The sequence below is a fragment of the Levilactobacillus brevis ATCC 14869 = DSM 20054 genome, assembly GCF_001433855.1.
In the GTDB taxonomy this organism is placed as follows: Bacteria; Bacillota; Bacilli; order Lactobacillales; family Lactobacillaceae; genus Levilactobacillus; species Levilactobacillus brevis.
Map to the genome: position 1 here is coordinate 421,770 of NZ_AZCP01000002.1, position 25,405 is coordinate 447,174.

24 protein-coding genes are annotated in these 25,405 nt (G+C 45.5%); 3 read left to right on the forward strand and 21 right to left on the reverse strand.

Annotated features, from left to right (window positions below):
- Positions 1-377: 377 nt before the first annotated feature.
- The 3 genes from FC61_RS05390 to FC61_RS05400 are packed head-to-tail and all read right to left on the reverse strand — an operon-like array spanning position 378 to position 5,229.
- On the reverse strand, positions 378-3,527 hold the full coding sequence (locus tag FC61_RS05390) for an AAA family ATPase (RefSeq protein ID WP_042516715.1): 3,150 nt from the start codon (positions 3,525-3,527) through the stop codon (positions 378-380).
- Entirely contained in the window at positions 3,524-4,657 is a 1,134-nt protein-coding gene (locus FC61_RS05395) for an exonuclease SbcCD subunit D (RefSeq protein WP_021741989.1), read from the reverse strand. The genes FC61_RS05390 and FC61_RS05395 overlap by 4 nt, the downstream gene beginning before the upstream one ends.
- An 11-nt stretch (positions 4,658-4,668) precedes the next feature.
- Positions 4,669-5,229 carry a DNA-3-methyladenine glycosylase I gene (locus tag FC61_RS05400; protein WP_021741988.1) on the reverse strand — a complete coding sequence of 187 codons (561 nt, stop codon included), beginning with the start codon at positions 5,227-5,229 and terminating at the stop codon, positions 4,669-4,671.
- Positions 5,230-5,452: 223 nt separating this feature from the next.
- On the opposite strand from FC61_RS05400, the gene FC61_RS05405 reads away from it, so the two are divergent.
- Together FC61_RS05405 and FC61_RS05410 are read left to right on the forward strand one after the other, a co-directional pair.
- Positions 5,453-6,379, forward strand: a complete 927-nt coding sequence (locus FC61_RS05405; RefSeq protein ID WP_021741987.1) for a matrixin family metalloprotease — start codon at positions 5,453-5,455, stop codon at positions 6,377-6,379.
- A gap of 144 nt (positions 6,380-6,523) precedes the next feature.
- Positions 6,524-7,474, forward strand: a complete 951-nt coding sequence (locus tag FC61_RS05410) for a GH25 family lysozyme (RefSeq protein ID WP_191976678.1) — start codon at positions 6,524-6,526, stop codon at positions 7,472-7,474.
- 61 nt (positions 7,475-7,535) lie between these two features.
- Here the strand turns inward: FC61_RS05410 and FC61_RS05415 are convergent, their stop codons facing one another.
- The 12 genes from FC61_RS05415 to FC61_RS05470 form a co-directional block, all read right to left on the reverse strand.
- Entirely contained in the window at positions 7,536-8,660 is a 1,125-nt protein-coding gene (locus FC61_RS05415; protein ID WP_080664800.1) for a family 8 glycosyl hydrolase, read from the reverse strand.
- A 134-nt stretch (positions 8,661-8,794) separates the two neighbouring features.
- Entirely contained in the window at positions 8,795-9,115 is a 321-nt protein-coding gene (locus FC61_RS05420; RefSeq protein WP_021741984.1) for a carboxymuconolactone decarboxylase family protein, read from the reverse strand.
- Positions 9,115-9,537 (reverse strand): cupin domain-containing protein, encoded by a 423-nt coding sequence (locus FC61_RS05425; protein ID WP_024526377.1) that lies wholly within the window; start codon positions 9,535-9,537, stop codon positions 9,115-9,117. The genes FC61_RS05420 and FC61_RS05425 overlap by 1 nt, the downstream gene beginning before the upstream one ends.
- Positions 9,538-9,542: 5 nt before the next feature.
- Entirely contained in the window at positions 9,543-9,971 is a 429-nt protein-coding gene (locus FC61_RS05430; protein WP_021741982.1) for a MerR family transcriptional regulator, read from the reverse strand.
- Between the two features lie 179 nt (positions 9,972-10,150).
- Positions 10,151-10,720: a TetR/AcrR family transcriptional regulator gene (locus FC61_RS05435; protein WP_021741981.1), complete on the reverse strand. Its 570-nt coding sequence runs from the start codon at positions 10,718-10,720 to the stop codon at positions 10,151-10,153.
- Positions 10,721-11,153: 433 nt separating this feature from the next.
- A complete protein-coding gene (locus tag FC61_RS05440) occupies positions 11,154-11,555 on the reverse strand; it encodes a MarR family winged helix-turn-helix transcriptional regulator (protein WP_021741980.1) in 402 nt (133 codons plus the stop codon).
- 362 nt (positions 11,556-11,917) lie between these two features.
- The gene (locus FC61_RS05445) at positions 11,918-13,159 is read right to left on the reverse strand and encodes a hypothetical protein (protein WP_035464679.1); all 1,242 of its coding nucleotides are present in this window, start codon (positions 13,157-13,159) and stop codon (positions 11,918-11,920) included.
- A gap of 361 nt (positions 13,160-13,520) precedes the next feature.
- Positions 13,521-14,363: an aldo/keto reductase gene (locus FC61_RS05450; protein ID WP_021741978.1), complete on the reverse strand. Its 843-nt coding sequence runs from the start codon at positions 14,361-14,363 to the stop codon at positions 13,521-13,523.
- 59 nt (positions 14,364-14,422) lie between these two features.
- On the reverse strand, positions 14,423-15,607 hold the full coding sequence (locus tag FC61_RS05455) for an MFS transporter (RefSeq protein ID WP_021741977.1): 1,185 nt from the start codon (positions 15,605-15,607) through the stop codon (positions 14,423-14,425).
- 25 nt (positions 15,608-15,632) lie between these two features.
- Entirely contained in the window at positions 15,633-16,826 is a 1,194-nt protein-coding gene (locus FC61_RS05460; protein WP_035464699.1) for an MFS transporter, read from the reverse strand.
- A 185-nt stretch (positions 16,827-17,011) separates the two neighbouring features.
- Positions 17,012-17,980, reverse strand: coding sequence for an oxidoreductase (locus FC61_RS05465; protein ID WP_225366107.1), 969 nt, complete (start codon positions 17,978-17,980; stop codon positions 17,012-17,014).
- A 24-nt stretch (positions 17,981-18,004) separates the two neighbouring features.
- Positions 18,005-18,271: a EutN/CcmL family microcompartment protein gene (locus tag FC61_RS05470; protein ID WP_021741974.1), complete on the reverse strand. Its 267-nt coding sequence runs from the start codon at positions 18,269-18,271 to the stop codon at positions 18,005-18,007.
- A gap of 277 nt (positions 18,272-18,548) precedes the next feature.
- Between FC61_RS05470 and FC61_RS05475 the strand changes: the two genes are divergently transcribed.
- Complete coding sequence (locus tag FC61_RS05475; RefSeq protein WP_021741973.1) at positions 18,549-19,472, forward strand: helix-turn-helix transcriptional regulator; 924 nt, start codon at positions 18,549-18,551, stop codon at positions 19,470-19,472.
- Positions 19,473-19,552: 80 nt separating this feature from the next.
- On the opposite strand, the gene FC61_RS05480 is transcribed toward FC61_RS05475, so the two are convergent.
- From FC61_RS05480 to lpdD, 6 genes are all read right to left on the reverse strand, one after another.
- A complete protein-coding gene (locus tag FC61_RS05480; protein ID WP_021741972.1) occupies positions 19,553-20,260 on the reverse strand; it encodes a DUF4430 domain-containing protein in 708 nt (235 codons plus the stop codon).
- Positions 20,261-20,285: 25 nt separating this feature from the next.
- Entirely contained in the window at positions 20,286-21,335 is a 1,050-nt protein-coding gene (locus FC61_RS05485; protein WP_021741971.1) for a hypothetical protein, read from the reverse strand.
- Between the two features lie 14 nt (positions 21,336-21,349).
- Entirely contained in the window at positions 21,350-21,988 is a 639-nt protein-coding gene (locus tag FC61_RS05490; RefSeq protein ID WP_021741970.1) for an ECF transporter S component, read from the reverse strand.
- A 59-nt stretch (positions 21,989-22,047) separates the two neighbouring features.
- Complete coding sequence (locus FC61_RS05495) at positions 22,048-23,700, reverse strand: ABC transporter ATP-binding protein (RefSeq protein WP_021741969.1); 1,653 nt, start codon at positions 23,698-23,700, stop codon at positions 22,048-22,050.
- Positions 23,688-24,581: an energy-coupling factor transporter transmembrane component T gene (locus FC61_RS05500; protein WP_021741968.1), complete on the reverse strand. Its 894-nt coding sequence runs from the start codon at positions 24,579-24,581 to the stop codon at positions 23,688-23,690. Before FC61_RS05500 ends, FC61_RS05495 begins: the two co-directional genes overlap by 13 nt.
- 412 nt (positions 24,582-24,993) lie before the next feature.
- Complete coding sequence (lpdD, locus tag FC61_RS05505; protein ID WP_035464674.1) at positions 24,994-25,404, reverse strand: prenylated flavin chaperone LpdD; 411 nt, start codon at positions 25,402-25,404, stop codon at positions 24,994-24,996.
- Between the last annotated feature and the right edge of the window lies 1 nt (position 25,405).

A 25,405-nucleotide genomic window follows, 5' to 3' on the forward strand; every position in this document is an offset into this window, starting at 1 on the left:
ATGAAAGCAAACGATGGTTTAAACATCCAGTCATCTTGCCGCCAAAAGATGGGCTAGCAAAATTAGGTCACTGTCGCAAGCTGACTAACTAAATTAAGATAAATCCCTTAAAATCAAAGCATCTGGCTAGTTATTCGTCACCAAACTGCGTATTCTCAGAGGTGAAAAGAAGCAACCATCCTCACCCGAATTTTGAGTGTCAGATTGTCTAGCCATCCCCCTAAAACCATCCTAAAATAAAACTGTTATCAGCAGTTAATATACAGCTGTCCACTGTTAAGCTCTCCCCTTTGGTCCCGGTTAGGATGCGTTCACTCCTTTTTAAAAGCGTTCACGGCTTTCGCCCTGAACGCTTTTTTCGGTTTCAAATCATTAAATTAATCCGCTGCATGATAACGAATCGTACTTTCCCCGTTGCCATTCGCAACCACTTGTAGTTGATTGGCAACTTGGTCACGAAGTTCGCTCACATGACTGATAATGCCGATCATCCGGTGGCGTCCCTCAATCGTTTCTAATGATTCCAACGCTGTCATTAAAGCATCCTCATCTAAAGAACCAAAGCCCTCATCAATGAACAAGGCATCCACATCTACACTCCCTGTCGTTTGCTGGATGACTTCACCTAACGCCAAGGCTAATGCTAGGGACGCGATAAAACTTTCGCCCCCCGATAACGTATGCACGCTTCGCTGTTCGCCAACATGGTCATCATACACATTGATTTCCAATCCAGAGCGTTTCTTAGACGCAGCAGGTGTTTCATCAATAACAAATTGATACCGGCCGTTAGTAAGTTGCTGGAATCGCTGATTACCAACGGTAAGAATTTGACGCAAATATGTCTGTAAAACATAGCGCTCTAATCCCAATTTGCTATTTGGTCCATCACCATTGACCACACCCGCTAATTCCGTCAGCTCTTGGGTTTGTTGAAGTGCCGCTGCTTGCTGGTCTAGTACCGCCCGTAATCGCTGCGTCGTTTGCTCATTTTGCTCTAATAAGTTTTTCAATTGGCGCTCTTGCTCCCGTAAGGTAGTGACCGCCTGGTTGGCTTCGATTAAAGCCGCCTGCGTTGCTTCACGATCTGGTTTGGCTTGCCCCTGAAGGCGTTTTGACAACGTTTCAATCAGAGTCGCCAGGCGGGCCTGTTGGGCCTGAAAGGTTTGTAATTGCTCTCGTTTAGCTGGCAAGGTCGCAACCTGAGGCAACCAATGGGCAACTTGTGCTTCCGTATCCGACGCTAACGGCGCGACCGGATGAGCAAGCTGTGCGGCCAAATCAGCTTGCGCCCTTGCCACCCGCTGATCACTTTGTATGACTTCCTTAGTTGCTGTCGCCAGTCGATCTTGGGCCACAAGAACAGTCTGTTGGGCAGTCTGGTGTTGCTGCTCTATGGCCGTCCACATTTGCTGATCCGCCGCCAATTGATCCTGTAATTTCTGGACCCGCGCTAAATATTCTGTTCGAGTCGGCGCATCAGCTGGCAATCGTTGCTGTTCCGTGGTCAAAGTGGTGGCGAGTTTATCAACCGTCGTGGTTTGTTGTTGCATGGTCTGTTGGGCTTGTGTCACCTTTTCCTGAAGTTCCACGGCCGCTTCAGTTAACTGCGTGATCTGTGTTTGTGCTTGTTTCAAAGCGGCTCGTTGCCCCTGATTGACTCGTTCAGCCTGTTGCTGCTCCTGGCAACGCTGCGTTAAAATCGCCGTCATTGCGGCCAGATCCATCGTATCTGCCACTGATAGTTGGGTCCGTAACGCTTGCAACGCCGTTTGATGTTCCTGCTGGTTAGCGTTCAATTGTTGTTGCAACGTCGTCAACTGTGCGGCCAGTTGATCAGCCTGCTGCGTCGCGTGTGTCGCTTGATCCTGTGCCCGTTTGACATCATCCTCGGTGGCTGTCTCAGTCACCGTTGCCTGTGCTGGTTGCGGGTGGGTTGTTGATCCACATACTGGACACGGGGTTCCGGGGGTTAATTGCGCACTCAAGGTAACAATTTGATGCCGAAGGAAAACCTGGTATCGGGCTGCTGCCCGGTCATGTGCCGTTTGGGCGGCTGATTGGGCTGTCTGTAAACGTCCCGTTATTTGCGAAATTTGCTGAGTTAAGTCGGCCTGTTGCGCAACTTGTTGCTGTAAGGTTGCTGCTTGACTTTGAGCATCTGCTAAGTCATTTGCTTGTTGCAGTAGTTTCGTCTGCCGCGCATAGATCTCCGCTTGTTGGTCTAAAATCGCCCGTTGCTGCGTTTGCGCTTGTTGATTCGTCGTCCAAGCCGTTTGCGCCTGCCGATAAGCGATCTGCCGTTTTTCGGCGATTTGTTGAGCCTGCTTGAGCTCCTGTTCTAAGGTGGCTACCCGCTGATAAATCGGCTCTAAGGCACGCCACTGGGCCAAGGTCTCCGTAGTTGCGGTTATCTTTGCTGATAAGGTTTGATGCTGCTCGACTGCCGCTTGAGCCTGCTTGAGTGCCGTCTGGGCAGCCATCAAGTCCTGCTGTGCTTGTTGCTGGTCAGCCTGTCGTTGCTGTTGGGCCCGTTGCGCCTGCTCGCGTTCTTGCCAAGCTGGTTGGCGGGTTTGAACCCACTCCAACGCGGTTATCGTCGTTTGCAAGTCATCCATGGCTGGTGCTTGCTGTGCGAGCTCGGTTACCTGCTGACGGTACTGCGTCAACTGTTGGCGATCTTTTAACAGGCTTTGCTCCTGTTCATCTTGGCGAACCAACCGATCTACGGTCGCCTGAGCCGTTGCCAACCGCCGTTCTAATTGTGCTTGTTGTTCTCGGGTTGTTGCCTGCTGGGCCGCCATTAAAGTCACTACCGGCTCTGGACGTTGCGCAGCGATTAGAGTCTGGGCAGCTTCTTCATTTTCAGAAGTCCACTGCAGGCTCGCCAATAATCGGGTAACTTCTGCTGCGGTGGTCTGACTGGTGGCTTGATCTTTCTTTAGTTGCTGCTTGAGTTGTTCCGTCCAGCGGGCAAAAATTTCAGTATTAAAGAGTTGTTCTAAAACCGCCGCTTTTTCTTCACTAGGTGCAATTAAGAATTGACGAAATTGGCCTTGAGGCAACAAAACTATCTGGGAGAATTGTTTGCCGTCCATCTGTAATAACTCTTGCAGATAGTCTCTGACTTGGTTGGTTTTTGTCAGTTGCGTGACTTCCCGATCATCAGCATAGACTGTCAGCGTCACTGCCGCCGCCACATCTGTTAACCCCTGACCACGTTTTTTGTTCAACGTCTGGGCGGGCTCACGAATAATCTCATATCGCCGATCACGATGGGTAAACGTAAAGGTGACACGGGTTCGATCCGCTGCGGTAGCAAAATCCGATCGCATAGCCGGAGCCTTGCGATCGGTACCTGAAGTCTGGTCAAACAAGGCATAACACATGCCATCGAAAATTGTGGTTTTTCCGCTCCCCGTTTTTCCGCTGATTAAGAACAGTGGCGTCGTCATAAATCGGGTGAAGTCGATTGTCGCATCCCGATACGGGCCAAAATATTCCAAATGTAAAGTTACTGGTGTCATTGGGCATCCTCCTTTTGTGCGGCCTGCAGGGCCTCACGCGCCCACTTTTCCTGAGCAGTAGTCAATGGATGTTGGGTCACTTGTTCGAAGAAGGTGGTCATCAGGGCCAGCGGATCACGTTGAACTTGCTGGATATTTAAGTCAACTGGAGTGACCGTGAGTTGTTTCGTACGATTCAATTCAATAATTTTTGGAAAACGCGTTTTTAAGCGCTGCATCACGTTGGTAATCGGTGTCGTATCCGTTAAGGCAATCGCAATAAAATCATCACAGGATACGGGATAATGACGCTCTGGATCCATTAGATGAGCAAAACTATCGGTCAAAACAATGAGGTCATGCAGCGGTTTCAGCGGCTTAAACGTCACGGTCACCGGAGTGGTATCCGTATCAATGAGCCAGACCCCCTTGGTGTCTTCGGCTTCACTCGTCGAAAATTTCAGCGGTGATCCACTATATTTCATCGTTGGTACTTGTTGCAACGCCTCTTTACGATGCAGATGCCCCAAAGCAACATAATCAAATGGGGCCAACAACTCAGTAGGAACCGCATTCAGGCCCCCAACCTGCACCAATGTTTCGGAATCACTGTGCTGACCACCAGCCGCGAAAAAATGCGCTACTAATACATGCTTTTTGTCCGGTGCAAATTTAGCTTGCATCGCTTTAACCAACCGTTCCATGGCCTGATTAACCGTTCGAATCTGGTCATCTTCAAATAGTTGTCGTGCCTGAATCGGCTCAAAATAAGGCAATAGGAAAAATTGTGTATCCGCCAAAGTCACTGGCTTCAAAGCTTCTGCCAACCGTGTACGCATGAAGAAGTTCGTACTGGCAAACCATTCCTGCCCATACCCCAATCGTGTCGCTGAATCATGATTGCCACTGATCGCCAGTACTGGAAAGTGCTGCTGGCGATTCAAATCAACCAGCATCGTGTTCAGCGTACCAACTGCCGCTTCACTCGGCAATGCCCGATCATAGAGATCTCCGGCAATCACTACCGCATCGACTTGTTCTTTTTCGGCAATTTTTTTAATCTGCTCATAGGCATCACGTTGTTCGTCTAATAACGAATATCCGTGCAGCTTCTTTCCAATATGCCAATCCGCTGTATGTAAAAATCGCATGCCATTTCCTCCTATTGGTTCTCTGGTGCCCAATCACAAGTCAACAGGTGATCGTTGACCAGTCCTGCTGCTTGTAGAAACGAGTAAACTGTTGTTGGCCCCACAAACTTAAAGCCCCGTTTCTTCATTTCCCGGGAAATATGCCGCGCTAGATCCGTGGTAGCGGGAACCTGATCCGCACTGGTTACTGCATGGCGAATGGGTTGATTCCCTACAAAGTCCCAAAGCCACGTACTAAATTGCCCCGGTGCCGGCCAATTGACAATTACCTGCGCATTATTAATCGTAGCCGCCAGTTTTAGCCGATTACGGATAATCTCTGGATCAGCTAACAAACGGGTTAGGTCGGCCGCTGACATGGCTGCCACTTGCGTCAAGTCAAAGTGGTAGAAATCCCGCTGAAACGCGGCCCGTTTATTCAAAACTGTCTGCCAACTCAGTCCCGCCTGATAGGTTTCCAAACACAATAATTCAAATAATTTTTGCTCATCATGCTCTGGTCGACACCACTCTGTATCATGATACAGTTGCATTGCCGGCGTCTGCGTTGCCCAATCACACCGTTTTACCATTGGGATTCCTCCTCTTTTTTAGCTAATTTCTACTATACCAGAATCTACCGTCTTGCCCAAACGAACGTTCTACTTACAATTATTCAGAAAGCGATACCATGACTGGTCTAAACCACTATCGCCAATAAATATTTACAAGTCTGGATGACTTGACCCTGCCGAACGAAAAGGCTATGCTATTGTAAATATTAAATGTTTTGGGGATTTGAGGGAGGTTAACATTATGCGGAAGCTACACCATTTAAAAGCGCAATCACTGATTGCTGCTGCAACAGTTACCTTATTGGCAACACCAGTGGTAACCAGCATCACAACTGCACAAGCTGCTAGCGTCACACCATCTTCGGCACTACTGAAGAAATCTAACGGTTACTACCGAACGCATGCCCGCGCACTGGGGAAAAAGTATAAGCTCGCCTTTGACGCGCAAAGTGCTTTGAAAAAGAATGGTAAGGCTGTCGTTTACGTTAACACGAAAGATAAGACTTTGAAGCAAAGCGTCAAGCTAGCCATGGCTTACTGGAATAAAAAACTCGGTAAGACTGAATTCACGCAAGGTTCTAAGAAAAATCACACGTTGACGTTTGGCGTGTCCAAGGCTGCCGCTTCTAAGAGTGATCAAAGTGATGCTTGGTGGACGCCCATGACCAAGAAGCTAGATGTTCGTTGGTCCTACTACACTGCTGAGAAGCAAAATATTGGGATTTCTATGACCAATCAACTCAATAATGCTTTTTATAAGCAATATGCCGACACGATCGAAACTAAGGCTAAGGCCAACTTGGCAGCTAAGGGGATCACGACATCTGACAAGGACTATCAAAGTCTTTTTAATCAAGAAGCCAGCAACGTTGAAACTAGTTTACCTGCTTACACCACGCTAAAGAAAGATGTCGGCTTAGTCAAATCAACTTTAGCCAACGAAGGACGTAAGTATGAATACGCTAGCACCATCGCCCATGAAATGGGTCATGTTATGGGGCTCAATCACTCGCCAAACAAGCAAGATCTCATGTATTTTGAAAGTGGCAATAACAACGTTTACAGTTATAAGAAGGTCAAAGCCGGATTATCTAAATACAATCCCATTACAACGACCGATAAAAATCGCGCTAAGCTAGCGCTTAAGATTTATGTCGCTGCTCATTAACTAAATCCGTTATGAATTGGCATCTGCTTGCGTAGGTGTCAATTTTTTATTTGCAATCGAACTGTAACTAAATGTAAATTGTCCGTAACCTCCCTGTCCCGCTTCCCGTGTACAATGAAACCAAAGACTGAGGAGGATATTTTCATGAAAATTACGTTACATAAAGTGGTTGCCGGATTAGCAGCTATGGCCGGTGTTATGGCAGTTGGTGTGGCATTGAACACAACCACAGCGAGCGCGGCTGGCACCAAAGTTGCCGATATCTCACAATATCAAGGCAATATTAATTGGTCCAAGGCATCTAAAGATTTGAAATACGCCATTATTCGCGTCCAACACGGGAGTAAAGGTGATGCCGGATATATGGTTGATTCCAAACGAAATGTCAATGCCAATGGCGCCTATAAATATGGCGTGCCGTTCGGTCAGTACATGTTTGCCGAGTTCACTAGCGTCAAGGATGCCCAACAAGAAGCTAAAGACTTCTACAAACGGAGCAACGCCCACACGAAGTTCTTCGTACTTGATGAAGAAAAGCGTATGAGCTCAGCTAAGAGTAGTGAACAAACCTACATCAATGCTTGGTTGAAGACGATGCGTAGTCTGACCGACAAACCACTCATCATGTATGCCGGTGAATATTATGCCAATGCCCACAATTTGGATTTCTCTAAATTTGATGGTTCATGGATCGCCAAGTATAGCTCTACCAAGCCATCCGTTTCAGGAACGTCGATTGATCTTTGGCAATACACCAGTTCAGGCTCTGTTTCCGGAATCAGCGGTAGTGTTGATTTGAACAAAACGTTAAATAGCAGCGCTGTTAAGAGTTGGTTTAACGGTACGGCAACTTCTTCAACAACCTCTACCAGTTACTACAAGAGTGTGAGTGGGGTAACTGGCGTCAAGGTTAAAAAGGCCATCTATGAATACAACTCAACACTGTTCACCAAGAACAAGCGGAGCACGAAACTCGCTGCTGGGAAGAAACTGGCAGTCACAGCAATCGCTAAGAACAGTAAAAATGCTTACCGGTTCCAATTAAGTAACGGTAAGTACATCACAGCTAATAAGGGTTACGTTTCAACTTACTAATCCATTGATTTAAAAAGGCAGCGCCACAGAGACTATCTGTGGCGTTGCTTTTTTCGTCTCACTATTGCAACGCCGTTAATACTTGGATCGTTGCCGAGTAGTAATTCTTCTTTTCAATCAACTTCGGTAATTGTTTAGCCGTCTTCGTTTTCAAGGTCGTTTTTTTCAACGTCCGGGCTCCAAAGTTAACTGGCGCCGTAAAGGCCGTATTAACATACTGATTAACTGCTTTGCCGCCCAAAGTGTAGACCGCCGTCACTTTCTTTTTCTTGTTAAAGAAGGTCAATTGCTTGGTCAATGCTCGCTTGGTCACAGCGTCTTTGCTCATCTTATACGTCTGAGCTAATCGCCAGGGCACGCGACAAGCATTATACCCGTATTGATTATCGGTCCCCGATTCGATCGCATAGGGTTTAACCGCCTTAAGCTTAATACCACTCCCCGTTGCGTAGATGAAGTCTGGAAAAAGCCCGGTCTTATGACGCGCACTTAATTTCTTAACCGCGATTTGACTACGTTTTGCGACCGTCGTCCAACGTTTATCCTTCGTATACTTCGCAAAGGTTTTGAAGTACCCCATAAGCAAATCAGACGTCCGTAACTTGCTACGATCATACGAACTGGTTGCCCAATTGCCCATTGTTGGTAGCGCCGTTGTTGGATTAATTTCTTTAGCTTTAATTGCTGCCAGTAACTTCTTAGCGGCTTGCTTGTAATTAACCTGCTTGCTCCCCCACTTTTTGTCAGCCAAAATTAAGGCATAAGCAATATCTAAGTCACCGTCCGTAGCACTATTCTTTTCAGAACCCACACTTGTCATCTTGCCGGCCCGCTTCGTTTGCTTCCATTGCATTAACGGCAGACCGCTTGAAATCCGGTGAGCACGATAGTACTTGTACAACTGATTAAACGTCGTCCGTGTATTGGCACCCTTTTTAGCTGCCAATACAGCTGCCAGCATCCCATAACCTTGACCTTCAGAAAATGCGGTGGTTGCTCCTTGCCCATTATTAGCCTTCACATATTTTTGTGATTTACCCGCAACATAGGCCTTTTTCCATTGATTATATGTGGTGACGGCCTGGCTAGCCTGTGCTTGACTAATATGTAAATTCGTTAGGCCCCATGCCAGCCCACTCACCAATACAATGAGGGTTAAACTCCCCCAGATGCCTTTTCTTTGCATCTTCATCGACTCCTTCTTTTTCAGCTTTACTTAATAGATAGTATGCACCTCTTAATAAATCTTGTCGTTCAAATTAACCCACTGTGAATAAATTGACGACAAAAAGGCTGCGATTTTCGCAGCCTACTCACAATCTAATCATTAAAAATATCCTTAGCTAAATTGAATGCTGACCAAGCTTTCGGCCAACCAACATAAAAGGACAAGTGGGTAATCACTTCAGCAATTTCGTCCTTGGTGATCTCATTTTCCTTTCCAATTTTTAGATGCGCCGGTAATTGTTCGAAATTTCCCGCCGAGATCAACGCAGAAATCGTAATCAAACTCCGTTGGTGGGCCGGCAACTCACTTTCACGCGACCAAACTTGACCGAATAAAACATCATCATTAAGTTCCGCAAATTTTGGGGCAAAGTCGCCGAGATTATCGCGACCGGCCGTTTGTTTTTTAACCATTACTTTTCCTCCTCATCCAAGGCAGCATATTCAGCATCGCTAACGGGTTCCAACCATTCAGGTGTCCCCGCAGTGATTGCAATATGGCTAAACCAGCTATCCTTGGTGGCACCGTGCCAATGCTTAACCCCATCCTTAGTGACAACAACATCACCGGGATGTAGCCGACGAGCTGGTTGACCAGCCTCTTGGTACCACCCTTCACCACCAGTGACCAATAGTAACTGAAAACCGTCATGATGAATGTGCCAGTTATTCCGACAACCAGGCTCAAAGGTTACGTTCCCCACGCCAACGCTAACATCTGGATCACTAACTAGGCCCTGTAAGTAACTCTGTCCAACAAAGAAATCTTGATAAGCAACATTTTTATCCCCTACTGGAAAAATCACACCATTTTTAACTTGTTCATTTTTAGCCATTAAACTCATCCTTTCTCATCATTAAATCGTTGTAAATAATCGTGGAAGCTCTCTGAATCAGCAATTGTGTGGTCCACTTTACCGTCATACCAATCAATTTTGTGCCCGAGAACCTGCAGATGCATTTGTAACTCGGCAATATCCGCCTCCGCATTATCCTTAACTTTCTGCAACATTTCTCGCCGTTCAGTAATCGTGGTATCACCCATGGCACGCAACTTAACGTAACGTTTTAACTCATTCAATCGCATACCGGTGCCCTTCAAATGTAAAATGAAACCAACCCGCCGAATATCTTCTTCTGTATAAAACCGTACGCCATTTTCATCACGCTGCGCAACGATTAGGCCTTGATCCTCGTAATAACGTAGTGTGTAGGTCGACAGTCCTACCAGCTTAGCAAAATCACCAATGCGGTATCGTTTCTCTGCCACTTAAGCCCACCTCCTTTACTTGCTTACATGTTCTAGTAAACACCTTCGAGTGTACTCGAAGGCAAGAACAAACTAAACTATTTTGAATAGTAATCTAAAAATGGTACTTCTAACGGTTAGACCCCGCTGGAAGTACCACTTTTATTTTCACCTATTGAGAAAAGCACCATGATAACTCATTAATCGATTGTCGTGAATTGGTCAATTGCTAATTGCATCGTCCGTTCAAAGCGTTCATCAATCTGCGCTTCTGGTAGTCGAATAAATCCACCAATTTCTTGAACGATAAATCCAAACAAAGCTGATCGATACAAAGTCGATTCAACCAGTCCTGTTGCACCCTTTTCATCTAAATGCAAGCTCGTAAACATCTGCTTATATAAATCAATCAGTGCGATGTGCGTGCGTTCTAGATGACGCAAATCATCCGGATTCATTAATAAGGGGGCCAAATAATCTTGTTGTTTACAACCCCGGCGAAACTCGCGCGCAAAGACAAATAATGCTTCTTTACCTGAAACACCTACCAGGCGCCGCATAAGGGCATCGTTCAATTCATTGACAAAACGAAGACCAACCTGATCCAACAAATCATTAAGACTATTCACATAATTGTAAATTGACTGTGGTCGCACCGATAATTTTGTTGCTAACGCTCGGATCGTTAACTGGTTAAGACCATGATCGGCAATCAATTCATTTGCTTGATCTAACACTTTTTCGCGTGTCAGCGTTCGTCGCTTTACCATATTTTTCGCTCCCCCATCACTACTATGTTACCTAATCTGAAGCCTAGTATAGCATACGAGCAGCCTCGCGCCCATACCATTTTGGCTGCAACAGGTGGCAAAAATACGGCAGTGTTTGTACAGTCGATCTGGTAACTTGAATACACGATAAAAAGTCTATCAGATTTCTCGTTATTGAAAGATTATGGATAGTGTTGCTAATCCTCAAACCAACTCAGCCTTCACTAAAATGATCATCAAATTTTCTGGGAAATTAGCTTCGCTCATTCGTCAAAAAGCATATCGTGGTCATTAAAAATAATCATTTGTTTAAGATTCATAGTGCGCAGTCTATACATTAACATTTCTATCTCTGATTGGCTAGCTAACCGCCTGATTGTATCAGTAAATGTCACTGTCTGGAATACAAACTACTTTGATAAACTGACTTATTTTATTTTGCAGAATCTTTGACGTGCTGAGAACTCATAATATCTTGAAGCCCATCATAGGCTACTTCAATACTGTTAACTACACTTTCCATAGCATCATCGTGAATTTCCTTGCCGGATTCGGTTAACTTTAATACGTGCCGGCGATGATCCTCCTCACTGATCGCAGTGGTTACCCAACCACGCTTCATCAAGTTCGTAATCCGCACTGAGATTGATGAACGAGACACCCCGGCCCGTTCAACAAAGTGTCCCGGATCAAACGTGTGCTGATCAATTTCATGCAGAAGCTGGAACTGTAGTAATGTCACCTTCTGTGAGGTCATCTCCACAACGTTTAGATTCCGATCGATGTTTCTTAATTGCGTTGTCCATTTCAATAATTGATTTATATTTTCACCCATTTTTCCTACCACCTTACTCTTTTGTTAGCCATCAACGCAAAATTAATGCCATTTACTGCAAAATTCATAATGAAAATAAAATTATAGTATCACATATTATTATCGAATCATTATTTGACATAGTGAACATTATTCGAAACTGATACGCGTTCAGCATGCTAGGAACGGTATCAGCTTTTTAGCCTTTCTAAGGTCGTCGCCAGTGTATGTTGCTGCGGCACTATGAATAAAAAGCTGTTGAAAGGACTATTTAAGACCCCTTTCAGCAGCTTTTTAACAATAACACACCATAGGTTTGGTGACTACAACCAAAGACTTTATAGAGTTACTTGTTTGGAAGAATTATGCAAGAAATTATCGGTTTATTGGTAAAGTAGTCCCCAAAGCGTATTCATTGCATTCAATTGTACAGGTAATGCAGCGTAACCGTCGGCGTTAGTGTTTGTCAAACCACCTAAGGAAATAACTGGCTTGTAGTACAAGTTAGTGTTGTCCAGCTTGTAAGCTAACTTCAATTGATCACCGTAGTGCGTCGTCGTTGGAATGTTATCCATATCCAAGTCAAACTTCATGTAAAGACCTGAGTAACTATCGATCTTATCAAGTAAGCCACCAGGAATCCGAGCTAACAATGTTGGCGTTACCTTCATGTAAACAGTTGATAAGCCGCTGTTCTTGAATGCTGTAGCCAAGGTATCAGCTGGTACGACATCCTTCTTGTCACCCTTAACCGTTGCATCACTGTTAAACTTCTTAACAGCTGTCGTCCAGTTAACATTAGAACCACCAGAAGTCCCAAGTAATGGCAAGTTTAAGTTGTCAAAGCTGTAAGCCTTAGTCCCAGTCGCTGGGTTGTAGAATTCACGTTGCCAGTTCTTAGTAACTGTCGTTTGGTCATTCCCAACAGAAACTGGTGCCTTAGGAGCGACGTAATCAGTTAATTGTGAAGCCAAAACCCAACCACTAGCATTTGTTGGTTCGGTAACATCAGATACATACAACCACTTTTGGCCATCCATATCATTCATAGCGGCTTTAGAAGCAACTAACTTATGTCCCTTGTAATCAGTCGTATCCTTAACGGCTGCCCCAACTTTATACTGAGAACCCTTTGGCGCTTTGTAAATTTGTGTGTCAGTACCTGGCTTAGCGAAAGACAGATCCTTTTTATCGTTGTTCGTTAAACTAGTTGAAGTCGTCGTTGATAAGTATGTTAAGCCGCCGCCAACTTTCTTGAAGTTGTTGACTGGATTCTTTTTACCAACGTAAATGTAACCACGGTAGCGGCCATCAAATGAGACCACTTTCATGTAGTAAGACTTGTTGCTCAGCTTAGCAACTTTGTAACCACGAAGCACTGATTGAGCCTTAGCAGTTGATGCAGAAGCGACAACTTTTGAACCACTCAGTTTGCCGGGTTTGTTGTAAATTGCGTTTGAACCCGTTGCCTTGTAATTCCGAATATAAGCTGTTGTTGGTTCGAGATTGGTTGACCCAACTTGCTTAATTTTCGAGGCAGATGCACTCATAGCAAGGCCTGAAGCTGACATGAACGATAGTGCGGCCGCAGAAATAGTTAACGTCCGCTTTAATGAACTACGCATGAAAAATCCCCCTAAATATTGTTTTATTTACGTAACATTTATGCTACAACGATATCTTATCACAATTAATTTAAATTGCAAACACCTACAACCAAAAAATGATTTATTTTTTTACAATGGAAAACAATTATCAATGATATATGTTTACGTGTTAATTACATGCAATCGTTACATATTTCTATAAATAACTTTTTGAAACCCTTTATTCACAAGGGTTTTATCGAATCATTAGTTAGGTGTTATGGTGGGCTCCATTTAAGCTTGGCTATCATGCGCACAAAAAAAGCGCAATAAAATCATAATAATTTTATTACGCCATTATTTTTTATTTAATTATTTTACTGCTAAATATCTCAGCAACCTATTCAAATTCCTCATATTCATTTGGATCTTGATTATCAATTCGACCATCAGTTTTACTTAACCCATTAATGGCCTTAATTTCCTCTGAGGTCAACGAGAAATCAAAAACAGCCAAATTGGCCCGTTGATGAGCTAGGTTACGTGACTTTGGGATCGGTACAATTCCGCGCTGGACATGCCACCGCAAAATGATTTGTCCCACATTCTTTTGATACTTTTGGGCCAATTGCTGAACGACTGATTCCGTTAGGGCCGAACTTCCACGCCCTAATGGACTCCACGCTTCAGTCACAATACCACGTTGAGTGTCTTCTTTTAGCATCCGTTCTTGCACCCAGTAAGGATGTACTTCAATTTGATTAACCGCCGGCGTCACGCCTGTTTCATTAATCAGCCGATCTAAATGCTCTGGTTCAAAGTTAGAGACCCCGATTGACCGGATAAGGCCCCGCTTTTGCGCATCAATCATTGCTTGCCACGCTTCAACGTAATGATCTCGCTTGGGCAATGGCCAATGAATCACGTATAAATCAAAATAGTCTAATCCTAATCGATACAGCGACTCCTGAATCGCCATCGTCGCATCGGCGTAACGGTGATACTTACCTGGCAACTTGGAGGTGACAAAGAACTCAGCACGCGGGATACCGGAACGACGAATAGCCTCACCAACTGCACCTTCGTTATCATAATTAGTGGCAGTATCTAGACTCCGATAACCATCTGTAATTGCGGCCAAGATTTGATTAACACCGGCACCACCACGAATCTGGAACGTGCCTAAACCAATGGCCGGCATTTGGTAACCATCATTTAACGTCACTACAGGAACTTGTGTCATCTGATAACCTCCTACTTTTAAATTAATTTCACCTTACTGCTTTCGACTAGCGATGTGAACTAATCTGCTTTGAGTGCCGCTTGGTGTTGCTTAATGACCCGATTCAACATAACGGCCAGCACCAGCGAAATGGCCGCATAACCTGCTGCTCCCCAACTGATATGCGTTAAACCAACTGTGCCCAACATACCTGAAGCAGTGGCTGAACCCAGCGAAATCCCAAAATTAAAGAAGATCGAATTGAGTGATGAGGCCAATACGGCTGATTGTGGATAATCCTGCTCCGCAATATTTAAGAAATGAATCTGAATGGGCGAATTTAAAATGGTGACAATCAAACTTAACGCTAGCAACACACCCAATCCGATAATCTTACTGTTCAAGGCAACCGGTAACAGGGCGAGCAGACACACATCCGCCACGTAGAATCGTGGCATCACGCGTAACCCATTGCGCTCTGCCAACACACCAGAAAGACGGTTGCTAATAATACTCATAATCCCAATTAGGAAGAGTAACCAATTTAGGCTGGTCGTACTAAACCCTAGCGCCGTAGTCAATAGTGGCCGAATATACGTATAATAAGCGTACATCGTGACCGCCGTGAACAAGACTAACGCAATCCCTACATAAATCCGCCGATCCTTTAGCAACACCAATTGATTTTTGATACTGCCCTGCACCTGTTCGACCTTTCGGGGAAGCAGCCAACCTAAGAGCACGCAAGTAATGGCACTGATAATCGAAATTAAATAAAAGGCATCATGCCAACTGTAGCTGGTACTAATCGCAGTACCGATGGGCACCCCGAAAACAGACGCAATACTAAAACCAGCAAAGATCCACGAAACCAATCCAGCCCGCTTCTCCCGTGGCGCAATCGCACTTGCAAAGGTCATGATTAACGAAATTATGGCTCCCGCGACCATCGCCGTGACCACTCGCGATAACAATAAAACGCCGTAGTTCATCGCAAAGCCACTCAACGTGTTCCCAATCAGGAAAATAACCATCAAGGTCATTAGCGTTTTATATCGGCTAAACCGATTTGTTAAAATCGTGATAAATGGCGTACTAATCGCATAAATCGTAGCAAAGATTGTCACTAAGTACCCGACTGTTGCCACGGGAATTTTGAACTCGCGCGCAATATCCGAAAGTACCCCGACAACAATAAATTCATTACATCCCAACATAAAGGCAACCAGTACAAAGACAATTGCCTGCCAACGATATTTCTTCACAGTTTTTTATCCTCCTATTAGCCAGTTATTTCGACTCATTAACCACTACGGCTGCTTTTTTAGCCGCAATTGCTCGATTCAATCCAATGACAATCACTAACGAAATTACGGCAAACACAGCCGCGCCCCAGCCTAAATAACCTAAGCCAACACGTGTTAACATGACCGATGCGGTCGCCGACCCTACGGAAATACCAATATTGAAGAAGATAGCATTTAGTGAGGAGGCCAACGCAACCGATTGCGGATAACTGGCTTCCGCTACATCCAGAAAATGGACCTGAATCGGGGAATTAACGGCCATAATGATCAACGTCAAGACCAAGAAAACGCCGAAGCCCGCCACCTGACTCTGCATCGCTACGGGTAAACACAACAGTAGGCCGATATCCATTATATAAAACCGGGGCATCGTGGTTAAACCATGACGTTCGGCAATCTTACCTGATAACCGATTGCCTAAAATACTCATAATCCCTAGGACAAAGAGCAACCAATTTAGCGCTGTGGTGCCAAACCCCAGACCAGTCGTTAGTAATGGACGAATATACGTGTAATAGGTATACATCGCCGCGGCTGTGAATAAGATTAGCGCGGCCCCCAGATAAATACGCCGATCCGTTAGCAACACCAACTGGTCTTTAATCGTGCCGCTCACATGCTTAATATGACGGGGTAAAATTCCAACCATCACCATACACGTCACTAAGCTAACCACTGAAATCAAATGAAAAGCAACATGCCAACTGTAGGCCGTGCTAATGGCCGTCCCAACTGGCACACCAACCACCGATGCAATGCTAAACCCCGCTGCTAGCCAAGAAATCAGCATCGCCCGTTTCTCCCGTGGCGCAATATCGTTAGCAAAGACGATAATCAGAGATTCAATGGTGCCGGCTACAGCGGCGGTTATCATTCGGGTTAATAAAAACCACCCGTAGCTACTAGTGAAGCCGCTCCAAGTATTCCCAATCAAAAAAATAATCATCAATGTCATCAGTAGCGGATAACGGCCAAACCGATTCGTTAAAACTGTAATGAGCGGCGTACTCACCGCATACACAACCGCAAAAATAGTCACCAAATACCCGGCTGTTGCGACCGTTACCCGCAGTGAACGCGCAATATCTGATAAGACGCCCACCACCATAAATTCATTACATCCTAGCATAAATGCGACTAGGACCAAGGCACTGGCTTGCCAGCGATATTTCGTCACCATTATCACTCCTTAACCGAATTTGCTTCTCTTCTACTAGAGTACCTTACCTAATGCTAAAATGGCAGGCTAGATTAAAAATTCTTGTTATTTATAATTGTTTTCATCATTGCACGTCCCATCATCCCCTCTAACCACAAAAAAAGCACCGCCAAGCGCCGAGCTTTAGCGATACCTTTTACTTTTCACGACTGTACCCGACGCGGCCATTGTGGATCTCGAAGTAACGCCCGACCAACACCAACCAACTCAATCTGCCAGTCAGCCAGCTGGTTTAGATCGCGGCGGCTGACGACTTTTCCGGCTACCATCAAAGGGACTTGCGGAATGAATCGCTTAGCTAAAACAGCTGTTGACCGCGGACTCTTTAATGTTAAGGGCAACTGCCAATAATGATGTAATGATAAACTAAGATAATCGACCGGTAATGTTGCCAAACAGCGCATCAAGAATAACTGATCACTTAATTCTAGGCCCCCAGTGAGCCGCTCTTCAGGAGATAAACGATAACCCACTACAAATGGTCGCTGACTACTCTGAGCTTCCTGTAAAACTCGCCGGACAATTTGAATCGGTAAACGTAAACGATTCACCAAGCTACCACCATAACTATCCGTTCGCCGGTTAGTCAATGGTGACATAAATTGCTGCAATAGAAAATGATTGGCACCGTGGATCTCAACACCATCAAAGCCCGCAGCCATGGCGCGACGGGTCGCTTGTCCAAACTGCTCGATTATCATTGCCAATTGTGCGACCGACAAAGCGTGAGTTGGTGGCGTTTTGCTCGAACTGGGCCCCCTCGCAACCCACTGATCATCAGGCATTACAGCGATCGCTCGCTGCCCAGCATGAACGAGCTGTAAAATTGCCCTTGCACCCTGCTGATGAATCGTTGTCGTCAGCCGCTGTAAGCCAGAAATCATATCGTCACCTGCCACGCTTAACGAGCCTCTAGCGGTACATCCCCGTGTAGACACATAAGCTGAACCCACAATGTCTAGACCAACGTAGCGGGCGTGTTGACGGTGAAAATCGCAATCCCACCGACTCACTGCACCATTGGCCAGTCCCCATTGCCTATCTATCGGGGCTGCACAAATAGAATTGCGAATCATTAGGCCATTAGCAAAATAATACGGTTGTCTAGCCACATCTACCCCTCCGAATTCACTCATCTAACGGTCAAACCGATCAATAATCCCTACAATTGCACAATCATTAACATCTCGCGCTTCGCCTTGATGAACCTGTCGTGCCCCTGCACCACGCACTAACAAAACATACTCGCCAACACCAGCCCCAATGGCGTCCGCTGCAACTTCTTGGTGACGAACAGCCTGGCCGTCAGAATTGATCGGTTGAACGATCATTAGTTTGCGACCAATTAATGACGGGTCTTTAACCGTCGAAACAACACTACCAACTACCTTTGCCATATACATCGTTTTGCCTTCTCATTGATTATTATTTTAAGTCCATTATACCGTGACACGTAAGCGCTTTTATCGATCTAAGATTGACTCTCCTATTTTTTAATAAAAGTCATCAAATTTGTCACAGGTCCTAGAAATATTGGCTGATGGCACCGCCAGTTATTACCAATCCAACTGTGATTCTTGAAATTCGCACAAGAATTTACTACAATTGGCTTAGATGTTAACGGATACATCACAGGGTCAACGGGGACTCTAACAAATCTTATTTGTGGAGGCTCCCTTTATGCCCTTTTTTTCGGCAACAGCTAAAAATAATCACGACTTGGCCCATGGTCTGGCACAGTTCACTGGTCTGACACAGATCAAGACACTTTTTTACAGCTTTACTGGTGTCCTTATACAAGACGACACGGTGGCTACCGACGTAACCACCAATCAACACCAGCTAACAACATTATCGCTAACAACGACCGCACTCTTCCCGGTGGGCATTGACCATCGCTTGTGGGGCGTCATTTTGTGTGATACTACAAACGTTTCAGCTCAGCAACTTCGCTTTGCGCGCACCTACCTAATTGATACGCTACGGCAGGTCTTCGCAGAACACGCTAATGACACGATCCAAGTTTGGGCGGCACTAGATTCTACCCAATTAAACCAAATTAGCCATTTCTATCAGCTGTTAGTACACGCTAATGTAGCAACCACAACAAAGTCGTCTCTAGTACCGCTCAATACACCACTCATCAACGATGATGCCTACCGTAGCATGAATCAGGCACTTCATTTCATTCATGACCACATTCACCAATCGTTGTCTCTCGATGAGGTGGCTAAGGTCGCCTACTTATCCCCCTCATACCTTAGTCGATTGTTTAAAAAATATTTACAAACAAATTTCGTTTCCTACGTGAATACCAAAAAAATTACATTGGCTCAAAAACAGTTAGCCACGACGCTGATCCCAATTCACCAAATTGCCACGCAACTAGGCTTTTCCCAAACTAGCTACTTCACCAAAGTCTTTAAACAAACCTTGGGAATAACCCCGTCACAATTTAGACAACAAAATCGAATTAGCCAGATTAATCAGTTGGTCTCCCAAAACACCTGGGCTGCCGAATCATCACATATGGCAATCAACCACCCGACTGACCACTGGGTCTACACAGTTAGTGGCCGTTTTACTTCAACGCCCACTGATTAAACTCACCAACCTTAATAAAAAGCGGTATTCTCAGAATGTTAGTTTCTGAGAATACCGCTTTTACTTACATACAGATAATTTTAATAACCAGCCGTCGTAAAGTACCAATGAACCCGATCGCCTGCTGATACCCGCTTTAAATTGGCCGCTTTATCAATGAACTTATTATTCACTTTATATTTCCAACCGCTCCCGACTTTGACATCGTTTTGCGCTAATCCATTGATGCTGCTGACATAGACGGACGCACCATTTTGATAAACCACTTTTAGTTTAGAGGCCTGTAATACGGAAAACGCAGTGGCACTGCCGTGAATGACCACATTGCCTTTAAAGAACGTCTTCTTATAGCCACTAACTACTAAATAAACCTTCTTTTCTGCCACTGCTGCCTTTGTCGACTTAGCTTTACGTGCCGTCTTAGAAGCCGTCACTGCTGATTGCTTCGTTGCTCGGCGTTTCTTAGTCGACGTGGCCGTTGCTGCAGACGACTGGGTCTTCACTTGGGTCTTAGACGAGTGATGACGATCATTAGTCGAACTGGTACTATTCTTGGGCTTCGTCGCTGATTTGTGGGCCTTCTTCGTTGCTGACGAAGACTGGTGCTTGTGGTTAACTCGACTTTGACTAGTTGCACTAGCCGCTTGTGATGAAGATGTCACCGACTGGCTGGTCGCCGTCACGTTCTCACTGGCCTGATTGGCGTGATTTTGTTGAAATGTCAACGCTCCACCAATCAGCAAAATGGTGACAATAACTGCCGCAATAATCCCTTTCGTTTTCCTCATGATCGTCGCTCCTGACTAGGTAAGATTACTTGAACGTGTAAGCTAATTTACTCGTGTATGACCCGTTATGATAAGCATTAGTGGCCACACTCACTTGCCCGTAAGCTAAGACCATACTGTAAGCCCCTTTGATTGAGCCATCGGACTTCACGTAACTGAACATGGCCTTCAATGGCGTTGCCGTTTGACCGCTCTTGATGGCTTTCTTGTTGATAAAGCTAAAGGCCGTCTTGTTCGTGGCCAAAGCTAGAATCCCTTCAGCCGTTGAATTGGCATTTGGATTTTCCTTACCAGCATACGTGTAGCCAAAGGCCCCACTCTTGTAAATATGTTTCTTCAAGTAGCTCCGACCAGCCTTCGTTGCAGCCGTAACGGTCTTGTTTTTACTCTTGCTCATTGTCAACGCATTAACGACAGTTGACGTGGTATCACTATCAACACTAGCCGCCGTATTATTGTATGCCCAACCGTTATTGGATTGTTTATTTTTGGCAATCTTTAAGCTAAGTGAAGACTTGGAGAACTTCGCTTTGCTTGGTTGCTTAAACGTCTTATTTGAAGACACGGCTACTAAGGCCTCACTTTGAACATTAACTGTTTGCTTGCTCATAGACGTTTTGTATAACGTGCTGACCAAGTTCAGACTCTTTTTGGCGCCAGCTGGCGTGTACTTAGTTGGGTTGACCCCAATGGCTTGTAATCCGATGATTGCGTTCGCCAAGGTTGCCGGATCGCTCTTGCTAGAAACGACTAAGTTTTTCTTAACCAACTTCTTGTTGGCACTCGTAAACTTATAGCCTTGCTTCTTCAAGCCCAACAAGAAGTCAGAATAACCGGATGCCGCCCCAGTCGTTGGGAAAGCAGACTTACTGAAAATCTTAGCTTTGCTGGAAAGTCCATCTTTGTTTTGCTTCAACATTTTCTTTGCGTATGTATAGAGGGCCTTTTGCTTACTCTTTTGTGAGCTCTTAGATGCCACTTTAACACTCGCAGCGTTAGCGTCGACCATTGGAACAACTGCCCCTAAGGCCATGACCGTGGTTAATGAAACTGCAATTACTTTATTCTTAAACATAATAGAATCCCCTTTTATAAAATAGTGTATTTGGTAATCAAACGATCCATCACTTTGCGCCAAGGTACATACAAAAACAACAAACTTATCGCATTGGTTGCCGCGTGCATGGCATCAAACACTAAACTAGCCGTAAACGATAGAATGAAGCTAGCCGGTCGCAATGGCCGCACATAAGCCAAGGCATACCACAAATCCATGATCCAGCCGAACCAAAAACCCCATAGTGCCCCCCAGATAACCATCACCCATAGTTGATTTTTGAGTGACGTCCGACCAAGTAACCCCGTGGTCAATCCCATTAGCCCCCAGGCTAGCATCTGCCAAGGTGTCCATGGCCCTTGACCCAAAAACAGGTTAGACACTAAAGCCATCATCGATCCTGATACAAACCCTAACTCAGGGCCCAAACTAACGGCACTCACAATGACAACGAAACTGGTTAACTGGACGTTGGGAATTGCCGCCAATGGGACGCGCCCAATTACGCCCAAGGCCACAATTACCGCTAAAAAAACCAATAATCGTGTGCCAAGTTGGCGCCTTTCAAAATGCCAATAGGCGGGAAGTAGACTGCAAACCAAACATCCAAAACTAAACCATAAGAAGTGATGTCCTTTTAGTAGCAACATCCCCGCCAATAAGCCGAGCATTAACCCGACCGGGATTAACCAATTCCAGTTTTTCTGCCACCATCCATGCTGTCCGATTGTTACTCACCTCCTTTATCGGTTCTAACCACATCTTGACTAAATAACGCTTGTGGTACTTGTTGCCGTAACAGCCGATTAACCGCCGTCGTTGCTAAAAAGTTCTGTGTGAAAAATAAACGCGTTGCTTGTGGTGGGTTCACCCGACCGTTAAACATAAACGTACACGTGTCCGCAAACTGTGCCGAAAAATCCATATCATGACTCGCCATGATGATCGTCAAACCTGTTTCGTGAGCTTGCTGGAGTAACTGACCGATTCTTAATTTGGTATCCGGATCTAGTCCTTTGGTTGGCTCATCTAGTAGTAAAACTTGCGGTTCCGTCATCAGCGCCAAGCCTAACCCCAACAATTGTTGTTGACCACCACTCAAATCAAACGAATTTTGATCAGCGACTGCGGTTAGATGGCAACGAATCAGCATTTGGTCCACCCGCTGGGCAACGGATGTGCCTCGTAATTGTGCCTGTGCGGTGAGTTCTTCACGCACACTATCACCGTTAAATTGTTCTGTGGGGTTCTGAGAAAGGTAGCCCACTTGTAAGACACGATCTTGATTCTTCATCCGCCAAATAACCTGCTGATTCAAGCGAACCTTACCGTGCTGTGGCTTCTGCAATCCCGCCAAAACAGTCAGCAACGTTGACTTACCTGAACCATTCTTGCCAATAATTGCTAACCAATCCCCAGTCGCTACTTGTAACTCAACCTGGTGTAAAATATCACCGGTTGTCGGATAACGGAAAGAAACACCGGTAGCGACCAATACAGACTCACGTGGCCCCGATTGTACTGGCTGCCGCGTTGTCACGGCTTGAAACCGCCAACTAGACTGTCTTAACGCTCGCCGTCCCATCGTTACACTAAGTGGTAGTGGCGTAACAGCTAGATTGTGATCAAGAAAAAAATGGGGAACCGGCGGCACAAAAGCTTGCAAGGCTGGCGTTGCCGCCATCTGTTGTAACGCCGGTGTCGGCTCAGCAACCGTTAAGACTTGTCCATTAGCCAATAAGGCAACCCGATCAGTCAGCGCCATCACTCGACTCAATCGATGTTCTGTCAAAACAATGGTTAAGTCCAACTCATCATGCACTTGCTGTAAGATATTCAAAAATTTCTGAGCGGTCGTGGGATCCAACTGTGCCGTTGGTTCATCCAACAGAATCACTTGTGGTTTCAGTGCCAGTACTGAAGCCAAATTAACCAATTGTAATTGGCCACCCGACAACGTTTCAATCGCACGCTGTAACAGATGATTCAAATCTAAATAGTTCGCAATTTCGGCAATGCGATCATTAATTGTTGCCGTCGGATAACCTAAGTTTTCTAATGGGAAGGCTAATTCTTCCATGACGGTCGCCATTATCGGCTGTACTTGCGGATCTTGGGCAACATACCCAATCTGTTGGGCACTCTCGACTGGCGATAATGCCTGAATAGCCGTATCCCGAAAAGTTAAACCACCAGTCCGCTCACCGGCCGGCCACAGCTCATGTTTGAGCTGTTTAAGCAGGGTTGTTTTTCCACTGCCGGTCGCCCCCACTAACGTTATAAATTCACCTGCATGAATTGTCAGTGACACGTCCTTCAAGGCGGGAGCTGCTTGCCCAGTATAGGTAAAGGTCAGATGAGTCACTTCTATTAATTCTGACATAATCGATAACCCACCTCTCCAATAACGGGCACGCCTAAGAAAATCGCCAGCGGTAAGACAAACCACCCATCCGTCTTCTGCCACCATAAGAATTGTCGAACGTCAGTGGTCCACCCCCAGCCCAAGAATCGCAAATACAAGCTAATTGCAAACAAACCGACACTTCCCACCGTAAATACCGTATCGACTGTCGTCCACCGAAAAGTACGGTAATGGCTTCTTTTATGTGCGCCAAATCCCCGGGCCTCCATCAACACAGCGGTTTCCATAGCTGAGGACACCGAGTCAATCAATAAAATGCGTAAAAATTGTCCCGTTTTTTGTAACCGCTGGCGCCACGAGCCTTCGCTGACAACAACATTACGTGTCTTTTGAAGCATCACCAATCGTCGAAACTTCACAGTAAAGAGGTGCACCATGCGTAAGGAGATGGTCAGCAGCATGGCCAATCGCGGTACGACTGGAAACAAGAGATAGCTTAGTTTTGGGGTGGTCATAATCTGATTAAACCAGACAAATGCCAGGATCATTCCGCCCAGCGACAACGCCATTGTCCCACCATACAGCACCGCCGTTTTAGTTAGTCGAAAGGTCAAGGGACCAACTGACCACTGCCACCAGACCGGGCCCGTTTGATTTAACAAAACATTAAATCCCCAGATGAGTATCATCAACGAACTGACTCCCTTAAGTAGCTGGCCAATCCGGTGCCGTCCCAAATACCAACGACACAGTCCGACTAAACTTGCAAATAGCAAAACCGTCAGCAACAAGTGGTTGATGATTAACAGCAACGTAAATACTGCCACGAAGTAGATTAAGGCAGCCAGAGGATGCAGTTGACTCATGAGCTTTGATTCGGTCTGAATTCCCACGCGCATCTCTCTATTCACCCCATCTTTTGCAACCGTTTTCCAACGCTTATCATAGCATGTTCACTATTTTACGAGCCCCAATATCTTGTTGAGATTATGCTTTTTTCTACTACCCGTGGTGTTTTATTGCGATTTTTTCACTTTCTTGCTCTGCTGGTAAGAATTATACCAGCCTTCCGTATCATTTCGCTAACCCATAATTCGAAATGTGAGTCCTTGACTTGTCCTTTTTCGCATTTTAAATTCTCTTTTCACGCTTCAACTACCAAAAAACGCGTATCAATAGGATAGACCAACTGATACACGCTTAAATAATATTATTTGTTTATAATTGAGCATCGATCCCTCGTTCAGAGGCTAGATGGCACCATAACTTAATCACGTTTGATTAGGGATTACGCCGGCTGATTACACAGTTTCATAGCGGCTGTTCATCGTCACCGTAATACTGCGGTGCTGGCGCTTCAATTGGGTGATCTACCAACCACGTCACAATTTGGCGGCCTAGCGCTTCACCCATCAGCGCCGAAGCGGCAATCTGGGCCTTGGTGATCTGATTAACGTGAATCCCCGCCGTCACAGTACAGCTCCCAACTAAACTGGGCCGTACCACTCGCGCGACCCGTTCGCCTACAAAGTTATCCTTATGGAATCGTCCGTCATGGCTAGGATACTTAATTGTTTGAATGGGGGTGTCCCTTGTCAACGTTGTTACATCGCCAATATGTGGGTTACTGCCACCCGTGACCACGATTAATAGGTCTTTGCCAATAACCGTTAGTGTTGCTTCAATCGTATAGCCCGCTTGCGTCACACTGAAAACTGGCACG

Bases quoted from the DNA above. Each gene is read 5' to 3' on its own strand.
- FC61_RS05390 (WP_042516715.1), bottom strand. From the start codon at position 3,527: ATGACACCAGTAACTTTACATTTGGAATATTTTGGCCCGTATCGGGAT.
- FC61_RS05395 (WP_021741989.1), bottom strand. From the start codon at position 4,657: ATGCGATTTTTACATACAGCGGATTGGCATATTGGAAAGAAGCTGCAC.
- FC61_RS05400 (WP_021741988.1), bottom strand. From the start codon at position 5,229: ATGGTAAAACGGTGTGATTGGGCAACGCAGACGCCGGCAATGCAACTG.
- FC61_RS05405 (WP_021741987.1), top strand. From the start codon at position 5,453: ATGCGGAAGCTACACCATTTAAAAGCGCAATCACTGATTGCTGCTGCA.
- FC61_RS05410 (WP_191976678.1), top strand. From the start codon at position 6,524: ATGAAAATTACGTTACATAAAGTGGTTGCCGGATTAGCAGCTATGGCC.
- FC61_RS05415 (WP_080664800.1), bottom strand. From the start codon at position 8,660: ATGCAAAGAAAAGGCATCTGGGGGAGTTTAACCCTCATTGTATTGGTG.
- FC61_RS05420 (WP_021741984.1), bottom strand. From the start codon at position 9,115: ATGGTTAAAAAACAAACGGCCGGTCGCGATAATCTCGGCGACTTTGCC.
- FC61_RS05425 (WP_024526377.1), bottom strand. From the start codon at position 9,537: ATGGCTAAAAATGAACAAGTTAAAAATGGTGTGATTTTTCCAGTAGGG.
- FC61_RS05435 (WP_021741981.1), bottom strand. From the start codon at position 10,720: ATGGTAAAGCGACGAACGCTGACACGCGAAAAAGTGTTAGATCAAGCA.
- FC61_RS05440 (WP_021741980.1), bottom strand. From the start codon at position 11,555: ATGGGTGAAAATATAAATCAATTATTGAAATGGACAACGCAATTAAGA.
- FC61_RS05445 (WP_035464679.1), bottom strand. From the start codon at position 13,159: ATGCGTAGTTCATTAAAGCGGACGTTAACTATTTCTGCGGCCGCACTA.
- FC61_RS05450 (WP_021741978.1), bottom strand. From the start codon at position 14,363: ATGACACAAGTTCCTGTAGTGACGTTAAATGATGGTTACCAAATGCCG.
- FC61_RS05470 (WP_021741974.1), bottom strand. From the start codon at position 18,271: ATGTATATGGCAAAGGTAGTTGGTAGTGTTGTTTCGACGGTTAAAGAC.
- FC61_RS05475 (WP_021741973.1), top strand. From the start codon at position 18,549: ATGCCCTTTTTTTCGGCAACAGCTAAAAATAATCACGACTTGGCCCAT.
- FC61_RS05480 (WP_021741972.1), bottom strand. From the start codon at position 20,260: ATGAGGAAAACGAAAGGGATTATTGCGGCAGTTATTGTCACCATTTTG.
- FC61_RS05485 (WP_021741971.1), bottom strand. From the start codon at position 21,335: ATGTTTAAGAATAAAGTAATTGCAGTTTCATTAACCACGGTCATGGCC.
- FC61_RS05490 (WP_021741970.1), bottom strand. From the start codon at position 21,988: ATGCTCGGCTTATTGGCGGGGATGTTGCTACTAAAAGGACATCACTTC.
- FC61_RS05495 (WP_021741969.1), bottom strand. From the start codon at position 23,700: ATGTCAGAATTAATAGAAGTGACTCATCTGACCTTTACCTATACTGGG.
- FC61_RS05500 (WP_021741968.1), bottom strand. From the start codon at position 24,581: ATGCGCGTGGGAATTCAGACCGAATCAAAGCTCATGAGTCAACTGCAT.